The sequence below is a fragment of the Priestia sp. FW507-14D1A genome (assembly GCF_058781295.1).
The window spans coordinates 783,161-799,027 of record NZ_JBYSWQ010000002.1 but is presented as its reverse complement, the minus strand read 5'-3'; the positions used below and the strand labels follow the sequence as shown (position 1 = coordinate 799,027).

General features: G+C 37.0%; 18 protein-coding genes. 10 read left to right on the top strand and 8 right to left on the bottom strand.

Features of this window, described 5'->3' with window-relative positions:
• The first annotated feature begins 19 nt into the window (after nt 1-19).
• The 4 genes from AC3WJG_RS12415 to gdh all read left to right on the top strand — a co-directional run bounded on the left by AC3WJG_RS12415 (nt 20) and on the right by gdh (nt 4,170).
• Nucleotides 20-1,588 carry an ATP-binding protein gene (locus AC3WJG_RS12415; protein WP_028407568.1) on the top strand — a complete coding sequence of 523 codons (1,569 nt, stop codon included), beginning with the start codon at nt 20-22 and terminating at the stop codon, nt 1,586-1,588.
• 12 nt (nt 1,589-1,600) lie between these two features.
• The gene (locus tag AC3WJG_RS12410; RefSeq protein ID WP_028407569.1) at nt 1,601-2,287 is read left to right on the top strand and encodes a response regulator; all 687 of its coding nucleotides are present in this window, start codon (nt 1,601-1,603) and stop codon (nt 2,285-2,287) included.
• 219 nt (nt 2,288-2,506) lie between these two features.
• Nucleotides 2,507-3,367: a RhaT/GlcU family sugar-proton symporter gene (locus AC3WJG_RS12405; protein ID WP_028407570.1), complete on the top strand. Its 861-nt coding sequence runs from the start codon at nt 2,507-2,509 to the stop codon at nt 3,365-3,367.
• Between the two features lie 17 nt (nt 3,368-3,384).
• Nucleotides 3,385-4,170, top strand: coding sequence for a glucose 1-dehydrogenase (gene gdh, locus AC3WJG_RS12400; RefSeq protein WP_043980290.1), 786 nt, complete (start codon nt 3,385-3,387; stop codon nt 4,168-4,170).
• Between the two features lie 32 nt (nt 4,171-4,202).
• On the opposite strand, the gene AC3WJG_RS12395 is transcribed toward gdh, so the two are convergent.
• The 6 genes from AC3WJG_RS12395 to AC3WJG_RS12370 form a co-directional block, all read right to left on the bottom strand.
• On the bottom strand, nt 4,203-4,781 hold the full coding sequence (locus AC3WJG_RS12395; RefSeq protein ID WP_337133802.1) for a ferric reductase-like transmembrane domain-containing protein: 579 nt from the start codon (nt 4,779-4,781) through the stop codon (nt 4,203-4,205).
• Nucleotides 4,756-5,679, bottom strand: a complete 924-nt coding sequence (locus AC3WJG_RS12390; RefSeq protein WP_337133800.1) for an FAD:protein FMN transferase — start codon at nt 5,677-5,679, stop codon at nt 4,756-4,758. Before AC3WJG_RS12390 ends, AC3WJG_RS12395 begins: the two co-directional genes overlap by 26 nt.
• Before the next feature lie 12 nt (nt 5,680-5,691).
• Nucleotides 5,692-6,078 (bottom strand): hypothetical protein, encoded by a 387-nt coding sequence (locus AC3WJG_RS12385; RefSeq protein ID WP_337133798.1) that lies wholly within the window; start codon nt 6,076-6,078, stop codon nt 5,692-5,694.
• Nucleotides 6,079-6,293: 215 nt separating this feature from the next.
• Nucleotides 6,294-6,764 carry a DUF2178 domain-containing protein gene (locus AC3WJG_RS12380; protein ID WP_013081869.1) on the bottom strand — a complete coding sequence of 157 codons (471 nt, stop codon included), beginning with the start codon at nt 6,762-6,764 and terminating at the stop codon, nt 6,294-6,296.
• Nucleotides 6,754-6,972: a helix-turn-helix transcriptional regulator gene (locus AC3WJG_RS12375; RefSeq protein WP_013081870.1), complete on the bottom strand. Its 219-nt coding sequence runs from the start codon at nt 6,970-6,972 to the stop codon at nt 6,754-6,756. Before AC3WJG_RS12375 ends, AC3WJG_RS12380 begins: the two co-directional genes overlap by 11 nt.
• Before the next feature lie 148 nt (nt 6,973-7,120).
• The gene (locus AC3WJG_RS12370) at nt 7,121-7,303 is read right to left on the bottom strand and encodes a YolD-like family protein (protein ID WP_013081871.1); all 183 of its coding nucleotides are present in this window, start codon (nt 7,301-7,303) and stop codon (nt 7,121-7,123) included.
• Nucleotides 7,304-7,685: 382 nt separating this feature from the next.
• On the opposite strand from AC3WJG_RS12370, the gene ltaS reads away from it, so the two are divergent.
• Complete coding sequence (gene ltaS, locus AC3WJG_RS12365) at nt 7,686-9,614, top strand: lipoteichoic acid synthase (RefSeq protein ID WP_221840719.1); 1,929 nt, start codon at nt 7,686-7,688, stop codon at nt 9,612-9,614.
• A gap of 76 nt (nt 9,615-9,690) precedes the next feature.
• Here the strand turns inward: ltaS and AC3WJG_RS12360 are convergent, their stop codons facing one another.
• Together AC3WJG_RS12360 and AC3WJG_RS12355 are read right to left on the bottom strand one after the other, a co-directional pair.
• Nucleotides 9,691-9,891 carry a YolD-like family protein gene (locus tag AC3WJG_RS12360; RefSeq protein WP_074893948.1) on the bottom strand — a complete coding sequence of 67 codons (201 nt, stop codon included), beginning with the start codon at nt 9,889-9,891 and terminating at the stop codon, nt 9,691-9,693.
• Nucleotides 9,892-10,120: 229 nt separating this feature from the next.
• Nucleotides 10,121-10,591: a GNAT family N-acetyltransferase gene (locus AC3WJG_RS12355; protein WP_337133793.1), complete on the bottom strand. Its 471-nt coding sequence runs from the start codon at nt 10,589-10,591 to the stop codon at nt 10,121-10,123.
• 111 nt (nt 10,592-10,702) lie between these two features.
• Between AC3WJG_RS12355 and pdxR the strand changes: the two genes are divergently transcribed.
• The 5 genes from pdxR (at nt 10,703) to AC3WJG_RS12330 (ending at nt 15,756) form a co-directional block, all read left to right on the top strand.
• Complete coding sequence (pdxR, locus tag AC3WJG_RS12350; protein ID WP_419789174.1) at nt 10,703-12,103, top strand: MocR-like pyridoxine biosynthesis transcription factor PdxR; 1,401 nt, start codon at nt 10,703-10,705, stop codon at nt 12,101-12,103.
• Between the two features lie 134 nt (nt 12,104-12,237).
• On the top strand, nt 12,238-13,173 hold the full coding sequence (mmuM, locus tag AC3WJG_RS12345; RefSeq protein ID WP_028407579.1) for a homocysteine S-methyltransferase: 936 nt from the start codon (nt 12,238-12,240) through the stop codon (nt 13,171-13,173).
• A 294-nt stretch (nt 13,174-13,467) separates the two neighbouring features.
• Complete coding sequence (locus AC3WJG_RS12340) at nt 13,468-14,100, top strand: fumarylacetoacetate hydrolase family protein (protein ID WP_098248639.1); 633 nt, start codon at nt 13,468-13,470, stop codon at nt 14,098-14,100.
• 438 nt (nt 14,101-14,538) lie between these two features.
• Entirely contained in the window at nt 14,539-14,964 is a 426-nt protein-coding gene (locus AC3WJG_RS12335; protein WP_176528180.1) for a CBO0543 family protein, read from the top strand.
• A gap of 228 nt (nt 14,965-15,192) precedes the next feature.
• Entirely contained in the window at nt 15,193-15,756 is a 564-nt protein-coding gene (locus tag AC3WJG_RS12330) for an ImmA/IrrE family metallo-endopeptidase (protein ID WP_043980266.1), read from the top strand.
• Nucleotides 15,757-15,867: the final 111 nt, after the last annotated feature.

Genomic DNA, 15,867 nt, shown 5'->3' with positions numbered 1-15,867 from the left:
CAGCAGTAGGTGTTCCGCTATGACGCGCTTATCGATGCAAACGAAAATGACGGGGTTAATCTTTTTTATCGTGGTCTTTTCGTTGTTTTTAGCAAGTATCGTGGTGATTAATAATTTTGTACAGTCAAAAGAAAACGATTTAGAGCAAAGGGCTTTAATCACTTCGAGAACAGTTGCTGAAATGCCTGAAATTCGAGAAAAAATTGAAAGAGATAGCAAGAACATTAATCAAATTGTAGAGCCGATTCGCATTATTCACGGTGCTTATTATGTAGTGGTTATGAATATGAATCATGAACGTTTGTCTCACCCTTTGCAAAGCATGATTGGAAAAATCTCTAAAGGAGATGATGAGGGACAGGCGTTTGCAGAACATACCTATACCGATAAAGCAAAAGGAGAAGGCGGAATGGTCATTCGCTCTTTTGTGCCCGTTGTGAACGATCAGCATGAACAAGTAGGCGTAGTCGTCTCAGGCTATCTTCTTCCGAAATTTACAGAGGTCATTTTAAGTTTAAAAAAAGAAATTTTTCTTATCTCAGGTCTTGCTCTTTTTTTTGGAGGATGGGGAGCGTGGGCGCTTGCATCTCGTATCAAAAAAGAGATGTTTGAGCTTGAACCTCATGAAATTGCTCGTTTGTTCGTAGAACGAACGGAGACCTTTAATGCCATGCATGAAGGAGTCATTGCCATTGATAAAGAGGAGAACATCACTATTTTTAATCATAAAGCGAAAATTATGATGGATGTACCCGATGAGGTAATTGGAAAAAAGATCTATGATGTGATTCCAGATACAAGACTTCCAGAAATTCTGCAGCTTAATCAGCCTGTTTATAATCGAGAGCTTCAAGTTCGGAATTTGAATATTTTAAGCAATCGTGTGCCGATTAAGGTTAATAATCACACAGTCGGTGCGGTCGCTATTTTTCAAGACCGAACGGAAGTTAAAAAATTAGCTGAAGAGTTAACAGGAGTTAAATCATTTGTAAGCGCTCTTAGAGTTCAAAACCATGAATACATGAATAAACTTCATACGATTGCAGGGCTTATCCAACTTGGAAATAAAGACAAGGCTCTTCAGTATGTTTTTCAAGTGTCTGAACAGCAAGAAGAGCTCACCCAGTTTCTTCATAAGCATATTAAAGATGAAAGTATATCGGGATTGCTGTTGAGCAAAGTCAGCCGTGCCAAAGAACTCGGAATTGAGTTAGCTATCGATCGCCACAGTGAGCTTCGCTCATTTCCTCCTTACCTAGACCATCATGATTTTGTGATTATTATTGGTAACTTAATTGAGAACGCTTTTGATTCATATCAACATTTGGAGCGTCGTGAACGGAAGATCTATATAAGTATGGAACAAAATGACGGGATTCTTTCTATATTAGTTGAAGATAACGGGTGTGGCATGAATGAGGATCAAGTAGAGAGAATCTTTGATGAAGGTTTTTCAACCAAGGCAAAGGAAAATAGAGGAATTGGTTTGCATTTAGTGAAACAAATTGTTGAAAAAGGAAACGGTCAGATCGAAGTAGAGTCAGAAGTAGATGTTGGAACGACTTTCATCATTACATTCTTTTTATAGGGGGAGTGGGAAATGAATAAAAAAGAATGGACGGTGCTTCTCATAGAAGACGATCCTATGGTACAAGAAGTGAATCGCCAATTTATTGAACAAGTTGAAGGGTTCATCGTTATCGCTGCAGCTTCGAATGGTTTAGAGGGTATGCAACTCATTAAACAGCATCAGCCTGATTTAACGATTATTGATATGTATATGCCTAGTCAAGATGGCTTAACTACCTTACAGCAAATTCGAGCAAATGGCTATAAAACAGACGTGATAGCAGTTACGGCTGCAAGTGATATTGAAACCGTACGGAAAGTTCTTCAATACGGGGCGGTGGATTATATTATGAAACCGTTCAAGTTTGAACGAATGAAGCAAGCGCTTGAGCAGTATCGTTCGTTTCAAGTTAAAATAAGTCAAAAAGAACATATTACTCAGTCTGAATTAGATTCTATGCTGTTTCAGCAATTCGAAGAAAAAGCCGATTTGCTTCCAAAAGGGCTAAATGCGGTTACGCTAAGGAGGATACAACAATATCTTTCCGAACAAAATCATCCAATTTCTGCTGAAGAAGTAGCGGACGGCGTAGGAATTGCGCGTGTGACGGCAAGAAGGTATTTAGAGTTTTTAGAACAGGAAAACGAGCTGAAATTATCAGTTGAATACGGCAGAGTGGGGAGACCTATTAATCGCTATATGTTAAAAATAAATTAAATGATACAGAACAGCTTTTATTTGGAAAAGCTGTTTTTTTGCGTTAGAAAGTATATCTTTTTCTCTCCTAGAACAAATTAAGGTATACAGTTTTCGCTATCCAAAGAATATTTCGTGCGGTCATTAATTCATAAAATGTCCCTGAAAAAGGATTAATGGCGGAAAAATTGGGGAATATGCACTTTGACATTTAATTTTAGCACAGGAAGGTTTTGAAACATGGACATATTTTTAGCCGTCTTACCAGCCATATTTTGGGGAAGCATTGTGCTTTTCAATGTGAAACTAGGCGGAGGACCTTATAGTCAAACGCTTGGAACTACATTGGGAGCTTTGATTTTCTCCATAGGTATTTATATTTTTGTACACCCTACGCTTACACCTTTAATCTTTGGCGTTGGAGTTGTATCGGGGCTATTTTGGGCAGTTGGACAAAGTAATCAGCTGAAAAGTATTGATTTAATTGGAGTTTCTAAAACGATGCCTATTTCAACTGGGCTTCAATTAGTTTCCACTTCATTATTTGGAGTAATTGTGTTTCACGAGTGGTCTACAAAAACTTCAATCATTCTTGGTGTGCTCGCTCTTATCTTTATTATTGTAGGGATTGTTTTAGCATCACTTCAAAGCAAAGAAGAGAAAGAGGCTGAAGAAGGAAAAGGAAACTTCAAAAAAGGAATTGTTATTTTATTAATTTCAACCGTTGGTTATTTAGTTTATGTTGTAGTAGCCCGTCTATTTAATGTAGACGGATGGTCGGCTTTATTACCTCAAGCGATTGGTATGGTTATTGGAGGAGTATTGCTGACGTTTAAGCATAAGCCATTTAATAAATATGCAATTCGCAACATTATCCCAGGTCTTATTTGGGCCGCTGGTAATATGTTTTTATTCATCTCACAACCTAAAGTAGGCGTAGCGACAAGCTTTTCGCTTTCCCAAATGGGAATCGTCATTTCAACATTAGGCGGGATCATTATTTTAGGTGAGAAGAAAACGAAGCGTCAGCTAGTTGGGATTATTATTGGAATTATACTGATCATCATAGCAGGAGTCATGTTAGGGCTCGCCAAAAGCTAACTAGGAGGGTATTAACAATGTATAAAGATTTAGAAGGAAAAGTAGTTGTCATAACAGGTTCATCTACCGGTTTGGGAAAATCAATGGCGATTCGCTTTGCGACAGAAAAAGCCAAAGTAGTTGTGAATTATCGTTCGAAAGAAGAAGAAGCTAACAGCGTTTTAGAAGAAATTAAAAAAGTCGGCGGAGAGGCAATTGCCGTTAAAGGTGACGTAACAGTTGAGTCTGACGTGATCAATCTAGTTCAATCTGCTATTAAAGAATTTGGAAAGTTAGACGTTATGATTAATAACGCAGGAATGGAAAATCCGGTTTCATCTCATGAAATGTCTTTAAGCGATTGGAATAAAGTCATTGATACGAACTTAACGGGAGCATTTTTAGGCAGCCGTGAAGCGATTAAATATTTTGTGGAAAATGATATTAAGGGAACAGTTATTAACATGTCGAGTGTTCACGAGAAAATTCCTTGGCCGTTATTTGTTCATTACGCAGCAAGTAAAGGCGGAATGAAGCTCATGACTGAAACACTTGCATTAGAATACGCTCCAAAAGGTATTCGTGTAAATAACATTGGACCGGGAGCGATTAATACACCGATTAACGCTGAAAAATTTGCTGATCCTGAGCAGCGTGCAGATGTAGAAAGCATGATTCCAATGGGATACATCGGAGAGCCGGAAGAAATTGCAGCGGTTGCTGCATGGTTAGCTTCTTCAGAGGCAAGTTATGTAACAGGGATTACGCTCTTTGCTGACGGCGGTATGACACAGTACCCATCATTCCAAGCAGGACGCGGATGAGAAAAAACGCACTCTATGATAGAGTGCGTTTTTTAGTTTTCCTGAGCTTTTTTTTGGTTCTTAGGAGCTGACTGGTGTTGAATTCGTAAAAAAAGCAAAATCAAAACGGTGCAGCCAGTGATGCTGTACATCTCAAGAACAAGCGGCTGCTGTGTATCTGTTCCAGAAGTAATGCCGTGATACAGTGCAAGCAAATAGCCTGGAAAAGCAAGAAAATGAATAGCTTTCCATGTTTTTCTCCCCAGCTGTTTTATAAAATCGGATGTGATGATCAGTACGAATAAAATGTAGAGTGAAATAGTACCAAGACCTGTGCTAATTGGTTTGTAATCGGAAGTGAACGGAATTAAAATGTCAGAAAGTGAAAAATGAATAGATTGATCAAATGATAAAACAAGTCCGTGAATCATACCAAATAATAACCCGAACCACCCTGATGATTGATGAACCAGCAAAAGCTGTTTTTTTCGTTTTGGTTTAAAAAATGAAAAGCTGTGAGAAATGCCAGCGGCAACCGATACAAACATGAGTAAATAAGAGGTTAAGCCGGCTGCCCGAATGGTATTCCAAACGGGAAAGTGGGAACTAAATTGCGCGAGGAGAGTAGCCATAATGGTATACCTGACCTTTCACATTTTTTTCGATTAACACCTTGCCTTCTTTTGTAACCGCAATGACCTCTAAAGAAGGGTGATGCATTTTAGCTAATCTTAATCCGGCGTCCCATCCGAGAATAAGCATGCATTTTGCATAGACTTCAGCAACGGTCAAGTCTTCTGAAACAACCGTTGCTTGCAGAAGTTCTGATGAACTAGGCTTGCTGATTCTGCCGTCAATAATATGATGGTGAGTGTGGCCGTTTACTTTCCACAAACGCTTGCCTACACTGCTTGTGGCAATGCCGCTGTTGCTCTTTACTTTAATACTCATGAGATTTTTTGATAAGTCAAATGGATGAGAGAGCGCAATAGACCAGTGCTTGCTAGCAGGCCCCCATGTTACAATATCACCGCCTCCATCGATTGCCCCAAGTGAAGTTCCTTTTTTCTTTAATTGATTCGCCATTTGCTGAATGCTCCAACCTTTTGCGATTCCGCCTAAATCCAGGCCGACATTAGAAGCAAGGTGAATACTTCTCATTCCTTTATGAATCATAAGAGGGTTAACAGCATCAAAAGCTGCTACTTCTTGAGGAAGCTGATTGTTAGGCAGTTGTTCAAAACTTTGGTCATATCCTAGAGTTTGAATAGAATGATACAGAAATGGGTTGAAAATTCCGTTTGTCTCATTGTAATAGTAAGAGGCTGTTTTTACAGCTTCATACAACATTTTTGACGGTAAAAATAATCTTCCGTTCAGCGAATTAAGCTGTGAAAGTTCGCTTGTTGGAAGAAATCGGCTTAGGGTTTCTTCTACAAGATAACACCAGCTCTCCACTTTTTGGCTGACATGTGTTTCAAGCTGATATACGTTAAATTCGGTATTCATTGCTTTAAATGAGTAGCTCATTACATCACATCCTTAAGAAGGTCTTGATTGCATAGAAAAATCATCGTTATTGCCCCAATTATCCTGACTATTTCCGGAATCATCATCAGACCACTGATCTTGCTGATTACTTGAATCATCGTCTGACCACTGATCACTTTGCTCACTAGAACTGTCATTTGACCATTGATCTTGCCCGTTAGTTCCATTGTCCGTATTGGAGTCAGATCCTGAATCTGGAAATAGGTCCGTCTCATCTTCCGTTTGAGTTTGAGATGAATTATCAGCTGATGCATCGTTATTTAGTGCTGTAGTTGTTGAATTTGTTTGATCATATTTTTGAGAAAGTCCTATAAAAGTGGTAAATGCAGCAACGCTCGATAAACCAACCATCCATTTTGTCCATTTATTAGCTGCCATTGACATGCTCCTTTTATCTTTCATATTTTGCAACTGAACACTGAAGAAAAACTGCAGTGGAAGGTAACATACATCGTTCAATTGTTATAGTTCAATATAGACAGAGAAAATGAAAAAATAGTGAAATAGATGTAGGTCGGATTATTTTTGTGGGGGAATTCAGTGAATTATTAGATTAAAAAAGGGTTGTTCTTTTTAGAACAACCCTTTTTTAATCACCGATAAATCTTACTAATTGATACGTAATAAACCGTTAACTGTACAAGAGAAAGAAGCAAAAGAACGGCAATGGGATAGAAGCTAAAAGAATTAGGTAACAGCGGATAAAAAGCTATTAATATAGCACCTATAGGAATAGAAAATAGGAGGAAAACAAAGGCTTTTTTACAAGCTTCTGCTGTTATCATCTTTTCACGTTCATCTTCTTCTGCAAATTCAAACGGAAATAATAAAGGCGAAACGTTCTTCGTCTTTTTACGGGCGCGGTAGTAAAAAAATGAGACAATTAAAAGAACAATTAAAGAAGCAAAAGAGCCTATAGACATAGTAATTTCCCACGGAGGTTCAGGGTCGGTCATAACTTCACTAAATTGAATATTTAGGCTTAAAAAATCATATAAAAACCAACCTACGCACAACAGGGACACTACATTCAACAAATAAGATTTAATAACATTACTCAACATTTTTCTCCTCCTTTTGAAGTGTAAAAACATCTTCCATTTTTAATTGAAAGACATCACAAATTGTTAAACCAAGTAGTAGGGAAGGAACGTAATTTCCCTTTTCAATAGCTGCAATGGTTTGGCGAGTGGCTCCAACTTTTTCAGCTAAATCTCCTTGCGTATATCCATGTTTAGCTCTAAGCTCTTTTACGTGATTAATAAGAGTCAATATGATCACCCGCTGACTTTTTAATAAATTTGTTAAGTTGATTTAACATTATGTAAAGTTAATTTAACATCAATTGGATGATTTTTCAATAACTAATGGATAAAAAATACAAAAAAGATCCTAGAAGAATTCTTCAGGATCTTTTTTGTTAATAAATTTCTTTAATGCCAGACAAACGAATGGAAAAAATATTTTGTTTTTCATCTCGTAGGGAGAGGGTTTGGTCGGTTAGGTTTAAATTTTGGATTTTTCCTTTGAAGGTTTGAAGCAGGCCATTTTCGTAATAATTCACGGTTACATGTTTGTTTTTCTTTAACGCTTTTAAAATCATTTATTCATCTCCTTTCATGTGTGCATCTGTTATGAAAAGAAAGCTGTGGTTTAAGCATAAGAATTTGAAGAATGCTCAAGGCAGAATTATTATTATACAGCAAGATGAGAATAGTTTGTAGATAAATTGTGAAAAAATGCACAAGTTTGCAGTACGGGTGTTGCAACAGAATACAGTATATGAGGGGATAAGGGGTTTTATGATAAAAAAGGTGATTTTAGTTTATTTATTTATGGGTATTAGGTAAACTAGTAGATGAATTTAAAGAATCTATCTATAGTTGTGAAGGCTAGGATTTCATTTTCTATGAGTATAATGATAAAGGTTTTCTATATGTTCTTTGTGAATCTACTCATAAACTAATCGAGAAAGGAAAATCAAAATGAAGCGAATCGTTTCTAAGCCGCTGCACTATTTCATATTAGCCGCTGTTTTAATGTGGATAAAGTCGTATGTGGCTTATAAAACTGAATTTAATTTAGGCGTAAGCGGCGTAATGCAGCAAATGCTGCTATTCATAAACCCTGTGAGTTCAGTGCTGATTTTTTTAGGAATCGGCTTATTTTTTAAAGGAAAGAAAGCAGGAGCTTGGATTCTTGCAGGCAGTTTCATTATGACGCTGCTGTTATACAGCAACATTCTCTATTATCGTTTTTTTAACGATTTTGTAACGCTTCCTACACTGTTGCAGACAAGTAATGCAGGAAGTATGGGCGGAAGCATTATGGATTTATTAAAAGCACATGATGTTTTTTATTTTGTTGATTTTATTATTTATTTTTTCCTCTTTTTTAGTAAAAAAATTGACTGGCATAATGAAAAAGTATCGGTTAAGAATGCTGTAACTATTCTTTCTTTAGGATTCATGGTTTTTTCTGTCAACTTAACATTAGCAGAAATTGATCGCCCGCAGCTTCTATCTCGAACTTTTGACCGCAATTATCTAGTAAAGTATTTAGGTGCCTATAATTATACGATGTATGACGGTGTTCAGACTGCTCAAAACTCTAAACAGCGAGCTTTTGCAAGCAGCAATGATTTAACAAACGTCGTTAATTTTAAAAACAGTCACTATGCGGAGCCTAATTCCGTTTATTTTGGAAAAGCTAAAGGGAAAAATATTATTAAAATTCATTTGGAATCATTTCAGTCTTTTTTAATTGATTACAAATTAAATGGCCAGGAAGTGACACCTTTCTTAAATTCGTTGGCCCATGGAAATGACTTTACGTATTTCGATAACTTCTTTCATCAAACAGGACAAGGAAAAACATCAGATGCTGAGCTGATGATGGACAACTCTCTATACGGCCTTCCTCAAGGTTCTGCCTTTGTACTGAAAGGAAGCAATACGTATCAGGCAGCACCAGCTATTTTAGATCAAAAAGCTGGCTATACGAGCGCTGTGCTTCACGGAGACTATAAGACGTTTTGGAACCGTAACGAAATTTACAAGCAGTTCGGTGTGGATAAGTTCTTTGATGCAAGTTATTACAATATGACGGGTGAAAATAAAATTAATTATGGCTTAAAAGACAAACCGTTCTTTAAAGAATCTGTTCCAATGCTGCAGTCTTTACCACAGCCGTTCTATGCGCATTTAATTACGTTAACAAATCATTTTCCATTTTTACTTGGAAACAATGAGGCAAGCATCCAGCCGGCTAACACGGGCGATGCAACAGTTGACCGTTATTTCCAAACGGCTCGTTATTTAGACGAATCATTGCAATCTTTCTTCCAAGAACTGAAAGCTTCTGGGCTTTATGATAATTCTGTGATTATGATTTATGGAGATCACTACGGTATTTCTGAAAATCATAATGCGGCAATGGAAAAAGTAATAGGAAAAGAAATTACGCCTTATGAAAATGCTCAGCTGCAGCGTGTACCTCTATTTATTCACGTTCCTGGAGTGAAAGGCGGAGTTAATCATACGTACGGTGGAGAAATTGACGTTGTGCCAACTCTTCTTCATTTAGTAGGAATTGACAGCAAAGAATTTATCCAATTTGGTACAGATTTATTTTCTAAAAATCATGATGATGTAGTGGCATTCCGTAATGGCAACTACGTATCTCCGAAGTATACATTAGTGGATGGAACGTATTATGATTCTAAGACGGGCCAAGCGCTTAACGAAAATAATCAAATGAAAGCTTATAAACAGAAGGTAGCGAAAGAACTGGAGTTATCTGATCAGGTTCTTTATGGAGACTTACTTCGTTTCCACAAGCTGAAGGATTTCCAAACAGTCGACCCTTCGAAATATATGTACGGGAAAGAAGAAACAGAAACACCAGCTAAATAAAGCTAAAATCAAAAGAACATGATGACTTCTGCAAAGCAGAATGAACATCATGTTCTTTTTTACTGTAAACTATTCATCAATAAATTTCTTTAATTCCCGATAAGCGAATAGAGAAAGTATTTTGCTGTTCATCTTTTAATGAAAGCGTTTGGTCTGTTAAATCTAGGCGCTGTACTTTTCCTTTAAACGTTTGAAGCAAACCGTTTTTATAATAGTTAATTGTAACGGCCCCGTTTTTTCTTAATGCTTTTAAAATCATTTTCAAAACTCCTTCCATATTTAAAATGTGTATGATTAACGAGCTGTAACATTTATTTTCATTTGCATATTTTTATTATACACAAAAATAGAAAGCGTTTTCACTTAAAGTTTGAACACTTTGTGAAAACTTTAACAGAGAATGTGACAAATACATACAGAAACTGATTTATTTGTCGTATTCATCATAAAACACATTTATGAAAGGAGTGTTAAGAACGTGTTAAAACTTTATGGATGGAAGAATATTATAAAATATTGTTTGAAATGTCGTAGTGAATCCATTCATCGTTCGTTACATTTCCGCCCATTTTTCTGTAAAGTGTTTGGGCTCTTGTATTATCACGAGCCGTTTCCCAAGACATAGCTGCATACTGCTGTTCTTTTGTATACTGGTGACTAGTAGAAAATAATTTTTCGCCAATTTTTTGTCCTCTTGCTTTTTCTATAACGTACAAGTCATTTAAAATCGCTACAGGCTTTACACGCGTGGTGCTAAATGTAAAATAAAGCGTTGAAAAACCTACTGCCTTGTCATTTTGAGTCGCGATAAACTGAATGCCAGCATCCGGATGGTGAAACAAGTGATTAATCAAATTTCTCAGCTGCTTTTTGGTAGGCTGAGGGCGCTTGTAAAAATCAACAATGTATTCGTTCATTAATGAAATAAGTGCTTCCATGTCAGCAGCATTAGCTTGACGAATTGTAATAGTAGTCATTAAATCTTCTCCTTTTTAATCAGATGATCTACACTTATAGTAAAAGAAATGCATCTCCTCTAAAAGAGCCAGATTTGAAAAATAAAATAGGGACAGATGAAAGGAGCTAGCGTGAAGTTCACACCTTTATTAAACCGCAAGGATGATATACCTTTGTATCACCAGCTATATGAATATATAAAAAAAGAAATTGTGTCCAGCAGGGTAGAAGTGAATGACAAACTGCCTTCTATCCGGTCTCTTGCTGCTTACTTAAACGTAAGTCGAAATACGGTAGATATGGCCTATCAGCAGCTTTTAGCTGAAGGGTATGTAGAAAGCAAGCCCAAAAGTGGACTGTACGTAACGAATACACGGTTTGATTTACTGCAAACAGATAGAAAGCCGACTGTATTTTTACACCCTCACTCAGAAACAAAGTCGTGTACCTATGATTTTCGGTATGGAAAAGTTGATAGCCGTTTGTTTCCCTTGAATGAGTGGAAAAAACGATACAATGAAAGTCTTCAAACTTATAGAGAAGCTTTGTTCACGTATCAAGAAAGTCAAGGAGAAGAATCACTGCGCGAAGAAATTGCGACGTACCTTTATCAGTCAAGAGGAGTGGTTTGTTCAAAACATCAAATTGTTATTGGAGCAGGTACGCAGCAATCACTCAGTTTATTAGCGCAGATGTTAAAGCAAAGCATCAGAGATATTGCCTTTGAAAATCCTTGTTATGACGGGGCTAGCTTTGTATTTAAGCAGCATGGATTTTCCTTAAAACCCGTGTCGCTTAATAAAAAAGGCATAAACATTCAAGAGCTTTATGATAGCCAAACACGAGCTGTTTATGTTACACCATCTCATCAGTTTCCATATGGAATGATCATGCCTGTTTCAAGAAGAATAGAGCTTCTTGAATGGGCGAATGACTGCAATGGGTTTATTATCGAGGACGATTATGACGGAGAGTTTCGTTATAAAGGAAGTCCTATTCCTTCATTGCAAAGCTTGGATTCGAATGGTCGCGTCATTTATACAGGTACATTTTCAAAATCTTTTATGCCTTCTTTAAGAATCAGCTACCTTGTGTTACCTGAAGTTCTTCTAAAAACATATCATGAACAACGTTTCTCTTTATACGAGCAAGCTGTTCCAACTCTCCATCAACAGACGCTCGGGCTGATAATGAAAAATGGAGAGTGGAACAAGCATTTAAGAAGAGTGAGAACTGCTTATCAACTGAAACACAGTACTCTTTTAGCAGCTTTACAGAAAGAGTTTAACGAAAACATTACGATATCAGGTGAATTGGCAGGTTTGCATATACTTGTACGCGTGCACAACGATATGAACGAACAGCAATTAATTAACGCAGCTCGAAAGCAAGATGTCTCCGTCTACGGTACCTCTCGTTATTGGCTTACGGAAGTACCTAAACAAAAGCCTCATATTTTGTTAGGCTTCGGAAGTTTGAGGAGAGAGGAAATAGAAGAAGGAATAAGGCGGTTAAAAAAAGCATGGTTATAAATCCATGCTTGTTTTTTCGGTTTCTTGACAAAAGTTGCCTAGTCCTTTAGACTTTTTTGCATATATTTTAAATTATCTGAAAGGAGGATAGGGTAATCGAAGCTAACTGCTAGTGGACAACCCTAGATTAAACAATGAATCCTATCCAACAAATTTTACATACATTCCCTGTGATTGTACTAGATGGTGCAATGGCAACTGAACTTGAAAGATATGGCTGTGATTTAAACGACAGCTTATGGTCTGCAAAAGTGCTGATGGAGCAGCCGGAATTGATTAAGAGAGTGCATCAAGATTACTTTGAAGCAGGAGCTGACTGTGCGATTACAGCAAGCTATCAAAGCACATTTGAAGGTTTTGCTAAACGTGGACTGAGTGAAGCAGAGGCTCGCGAGTTAATTCAAGCATCTGTAAAAATTGCGGCTGAAGCAAGAGATGAATTTTGGCACCAAGAAGAGAATCGTCTTAATCGTCCCAAACCAATTGTCGCCGCTTCGGTAGGGCCTTACGGAGCATTTTTAGCAAACGGATCGGAATATACTGGACAGTATGACGTAACAGAAGAAGAGTTAATGGAATTTCATCGTCCTCGTATGAAAGCATTAGTTGAGGCAGGAGCGGACGTATTAGCTTGTGAAACTATTCCTAATGTAATGGAAGCAAGAGCCATTGCGAGGCTGCTACAAGAGTTTGAAGGAGCGTACGCATGGATTACGTTCAGCGCAAAAGATGACCTGCACATTAGCAGCGGAACATTAATCTCGGAGTGTGCACGCTATCTGGATTCTTATGAGCAAGTAGCGGCTCTTGGAGTTAACTGTACGCCGCCTCAATATATTTCTTCACTTATTAAAGAAATTAAATCTCAAACGGATAAGCCAGTCATTGTGTATCCAAATTCAGGGGAGCATTATGATGCTGAATCTAAAACATGGAACGGGACATCTGCTGGCGAAACGTATGGTTGCAGCGCTCACAGCTGGTATGAAGCAGGTGCTCAGTTAATCGGAGGGTGCTGCCGTACAACTCCAGATGATATCAAAGGCATTACAAAATGGGCTAGAAAATAACAGATTGAAAGAAAGAGAATGTGAGAAAAGTTGTTTCGCTAACGTTAAACACGAACGATCTATTTTTAATAGATCGTTCGTGTTTTTTTATGGTCATGGTGAACGTAGGCTTCGTGTGGGCAGGTCCTTCTAGCTGTTGCATGGAAATCAACAGAAGTGTCACAAGCAGTTCAGCTCATTTATCCCCATGTTCCGTCTTTAGAGTAGATTCATTTTATTATGTCCCAGTCTTTTTTTCTTGTAAAATAAAAGAATATAAGTTAAAAAATCTTTATTTGAACGAAAGAAGGGATGATGAAAGTGAAAGATATTAAAAATATTTATTGTGTAGGCCGAAACTACGCACTGCATGCAAAAGAATTACATAATGATATTCCAACATCACCTTTTTTATTTTCCAAACCTACTCACGCTCTCGTTGAAGCAGCTGGACAATCAATCACTCTTCCTAGCGACCAAGGAGAGGTGCACTTTGAAACTGAACTGATTCTTCATATTGGACAATCTTACAAAGAGGGCATAACGGTAGATGAACTTGTTGACGAGATGACGATTGGATTAGACTTGACGCTTCGAGACGTGCAGAGCGAATTAAAACAAAAAAAGCACCCTTGGCTGCTTGCAAAAGGATTCAAACATTCAGCGGTCGTGGGAAACTTTATTCCATTTGAAGGAGTAGAAGCATCTAAGAAGAAAGACTTTTCGCTAGTGAAAAACAATGAACGCGTGCAGCTGGGGAATATTAAAGATTTGATTTTTGACTTACAAACGATTATTGATTTTACAGGAAAACATTTTGGTCTTGATAAAGGAGACCTTATTTTTACAGGTACACCTGAGGGAGTAGGTCCGCTTACTCATCATGATGAGCTTTCACTTAAATGGGGACAGCAAGAGCTTGGTTCTTGCATCATTTCCTTTCGTTAACAAAAAGAAGCTGAAACAAAAGTAGTTCAGTTGAAAGAAGATCCGAACGCTGAATTGAGATTCTTGATAGAGAATCCAACTCGTTCGGATCTTTTATTGTGATGGTGAACGTAGATTGTATATATTTGCTTCTAGCTGTTGATTAGAGGGTAAGGCGAAGACTCCGGGAGGAAAGTGGAGTGGCTGAGACCCCGCAGAAGGGTAAGTGAAGTTTTGCACGAAAATCAACAGCGGTGTACCACGCAGTCCAAATCATTTATCTCAGTTCGTATTTAGATTATCTTGACTTCGTTATGCTTCAATCTCTTTTTCTGCGAAGTCTTAATTTTTTAGCCTTCAGAATGAATTTAATATCCAATGGGAAAGCTGTTTCTATCTCCTATAGAAAACGAGGTCCTCAGCATGGTGCTCTTAATCCTTACAACGGTGATTTCTATTTTGAGTGTACTAGTTATGCCAAAACGTATCAGCTGGATAGAAATGTACACAACTTCTTTGTTTGTTATGTTTTTAGGATCGGTAGCAGATATATATCTTGATGTTAAATATGATCTTTATGGATTCTTCACAAAAGGAGTAGATTTTGAATATCTTTTAATTTTTATTTTTGTTTATCCTGCAACGAATAGTGTATTTTTAAATTTTTATCCACAGAGCAAGAGTTTGGCTAAAAAAGCTTTATATATTACAGTGTGGGTAATTCTTACAACCCTGTTTGAATACATTTCTGCCCAAACAGAAGTGTTTTATTATAACGAATGGAAGACGCTATACTCGTTTTTTTGCTATCCTTTTCTTTATATAGCAATGGTTTTAAATTTAAAAATGATACGGAGGCTTCAGATTATCGATAAACAAAAATAGAAATAAAAAAAAGTAATGATAAATCATAAAAAAATGATATTTTATTAATGGCTACATATGTAATATAGTAAAAATAGAAAATAAACGAAGCAGCATATAAGCAGGGTTAAAAAACATCAAAACGGGAATCTTGACATTAACTTCATGTTTTTAACCATGTATTGTGAATGAATATACTTATTGCTAAATAATATGTTGTAGAAGGAATTTAGCAAAGGAGGCAAGAAGATGTTTAAGCGTAGTGAAAAAATCCAAATTCATGGCGTAACGTTTCATGGAGTCATGAGTGCGAAGCAAAAAGCCGCCCTGCAGGAAATTGCTAATGTAACAGACGAAAAAGACTGGGATGGGCTAAAAGGTGTGTATTGCTTAGGCAGTGTAAAAGTGCAAGGGAAAGATGTGCTAGGTGTGTACTATGGCCAATTTAATGATAACCTTCCAAAAGATAAGCGCAAACTTCAGTTTGAAATTGACTATATTAAATATACAGTAACGGAATGTCCTATTGTCTTTATCGATACAACAAAAAATAAAAAGCCTCATCAATTTGCTTTTATCATTCTGCATGAATTAGGCCATCATGTGGATCGTATGACAAATGGAACGCTTTTAAAAGAAGGAAATAGAACGCAGGAAATGTTTGCTAATACGTATGCTTTAGAGAAATATTCAAAAATAGAAAAGTTCCAAACAAAGAAGTTGAAAAACATTCCATTTTTAGAGGAGTCTCTTACTCAATGGAATAAAACTCCTCATTCTGGAGCTTATTCTCTTAGAGTTCAAATTGAATAATTCACGAGAATAGTTCCTCTCTCTCCGTTTTTTATTTTCCTATCTTTTTTCCTCTTCCTTTCTTTTATTCTTCCAATGAACAAAAAGGATTTAATTACCCATAAAGTTTTA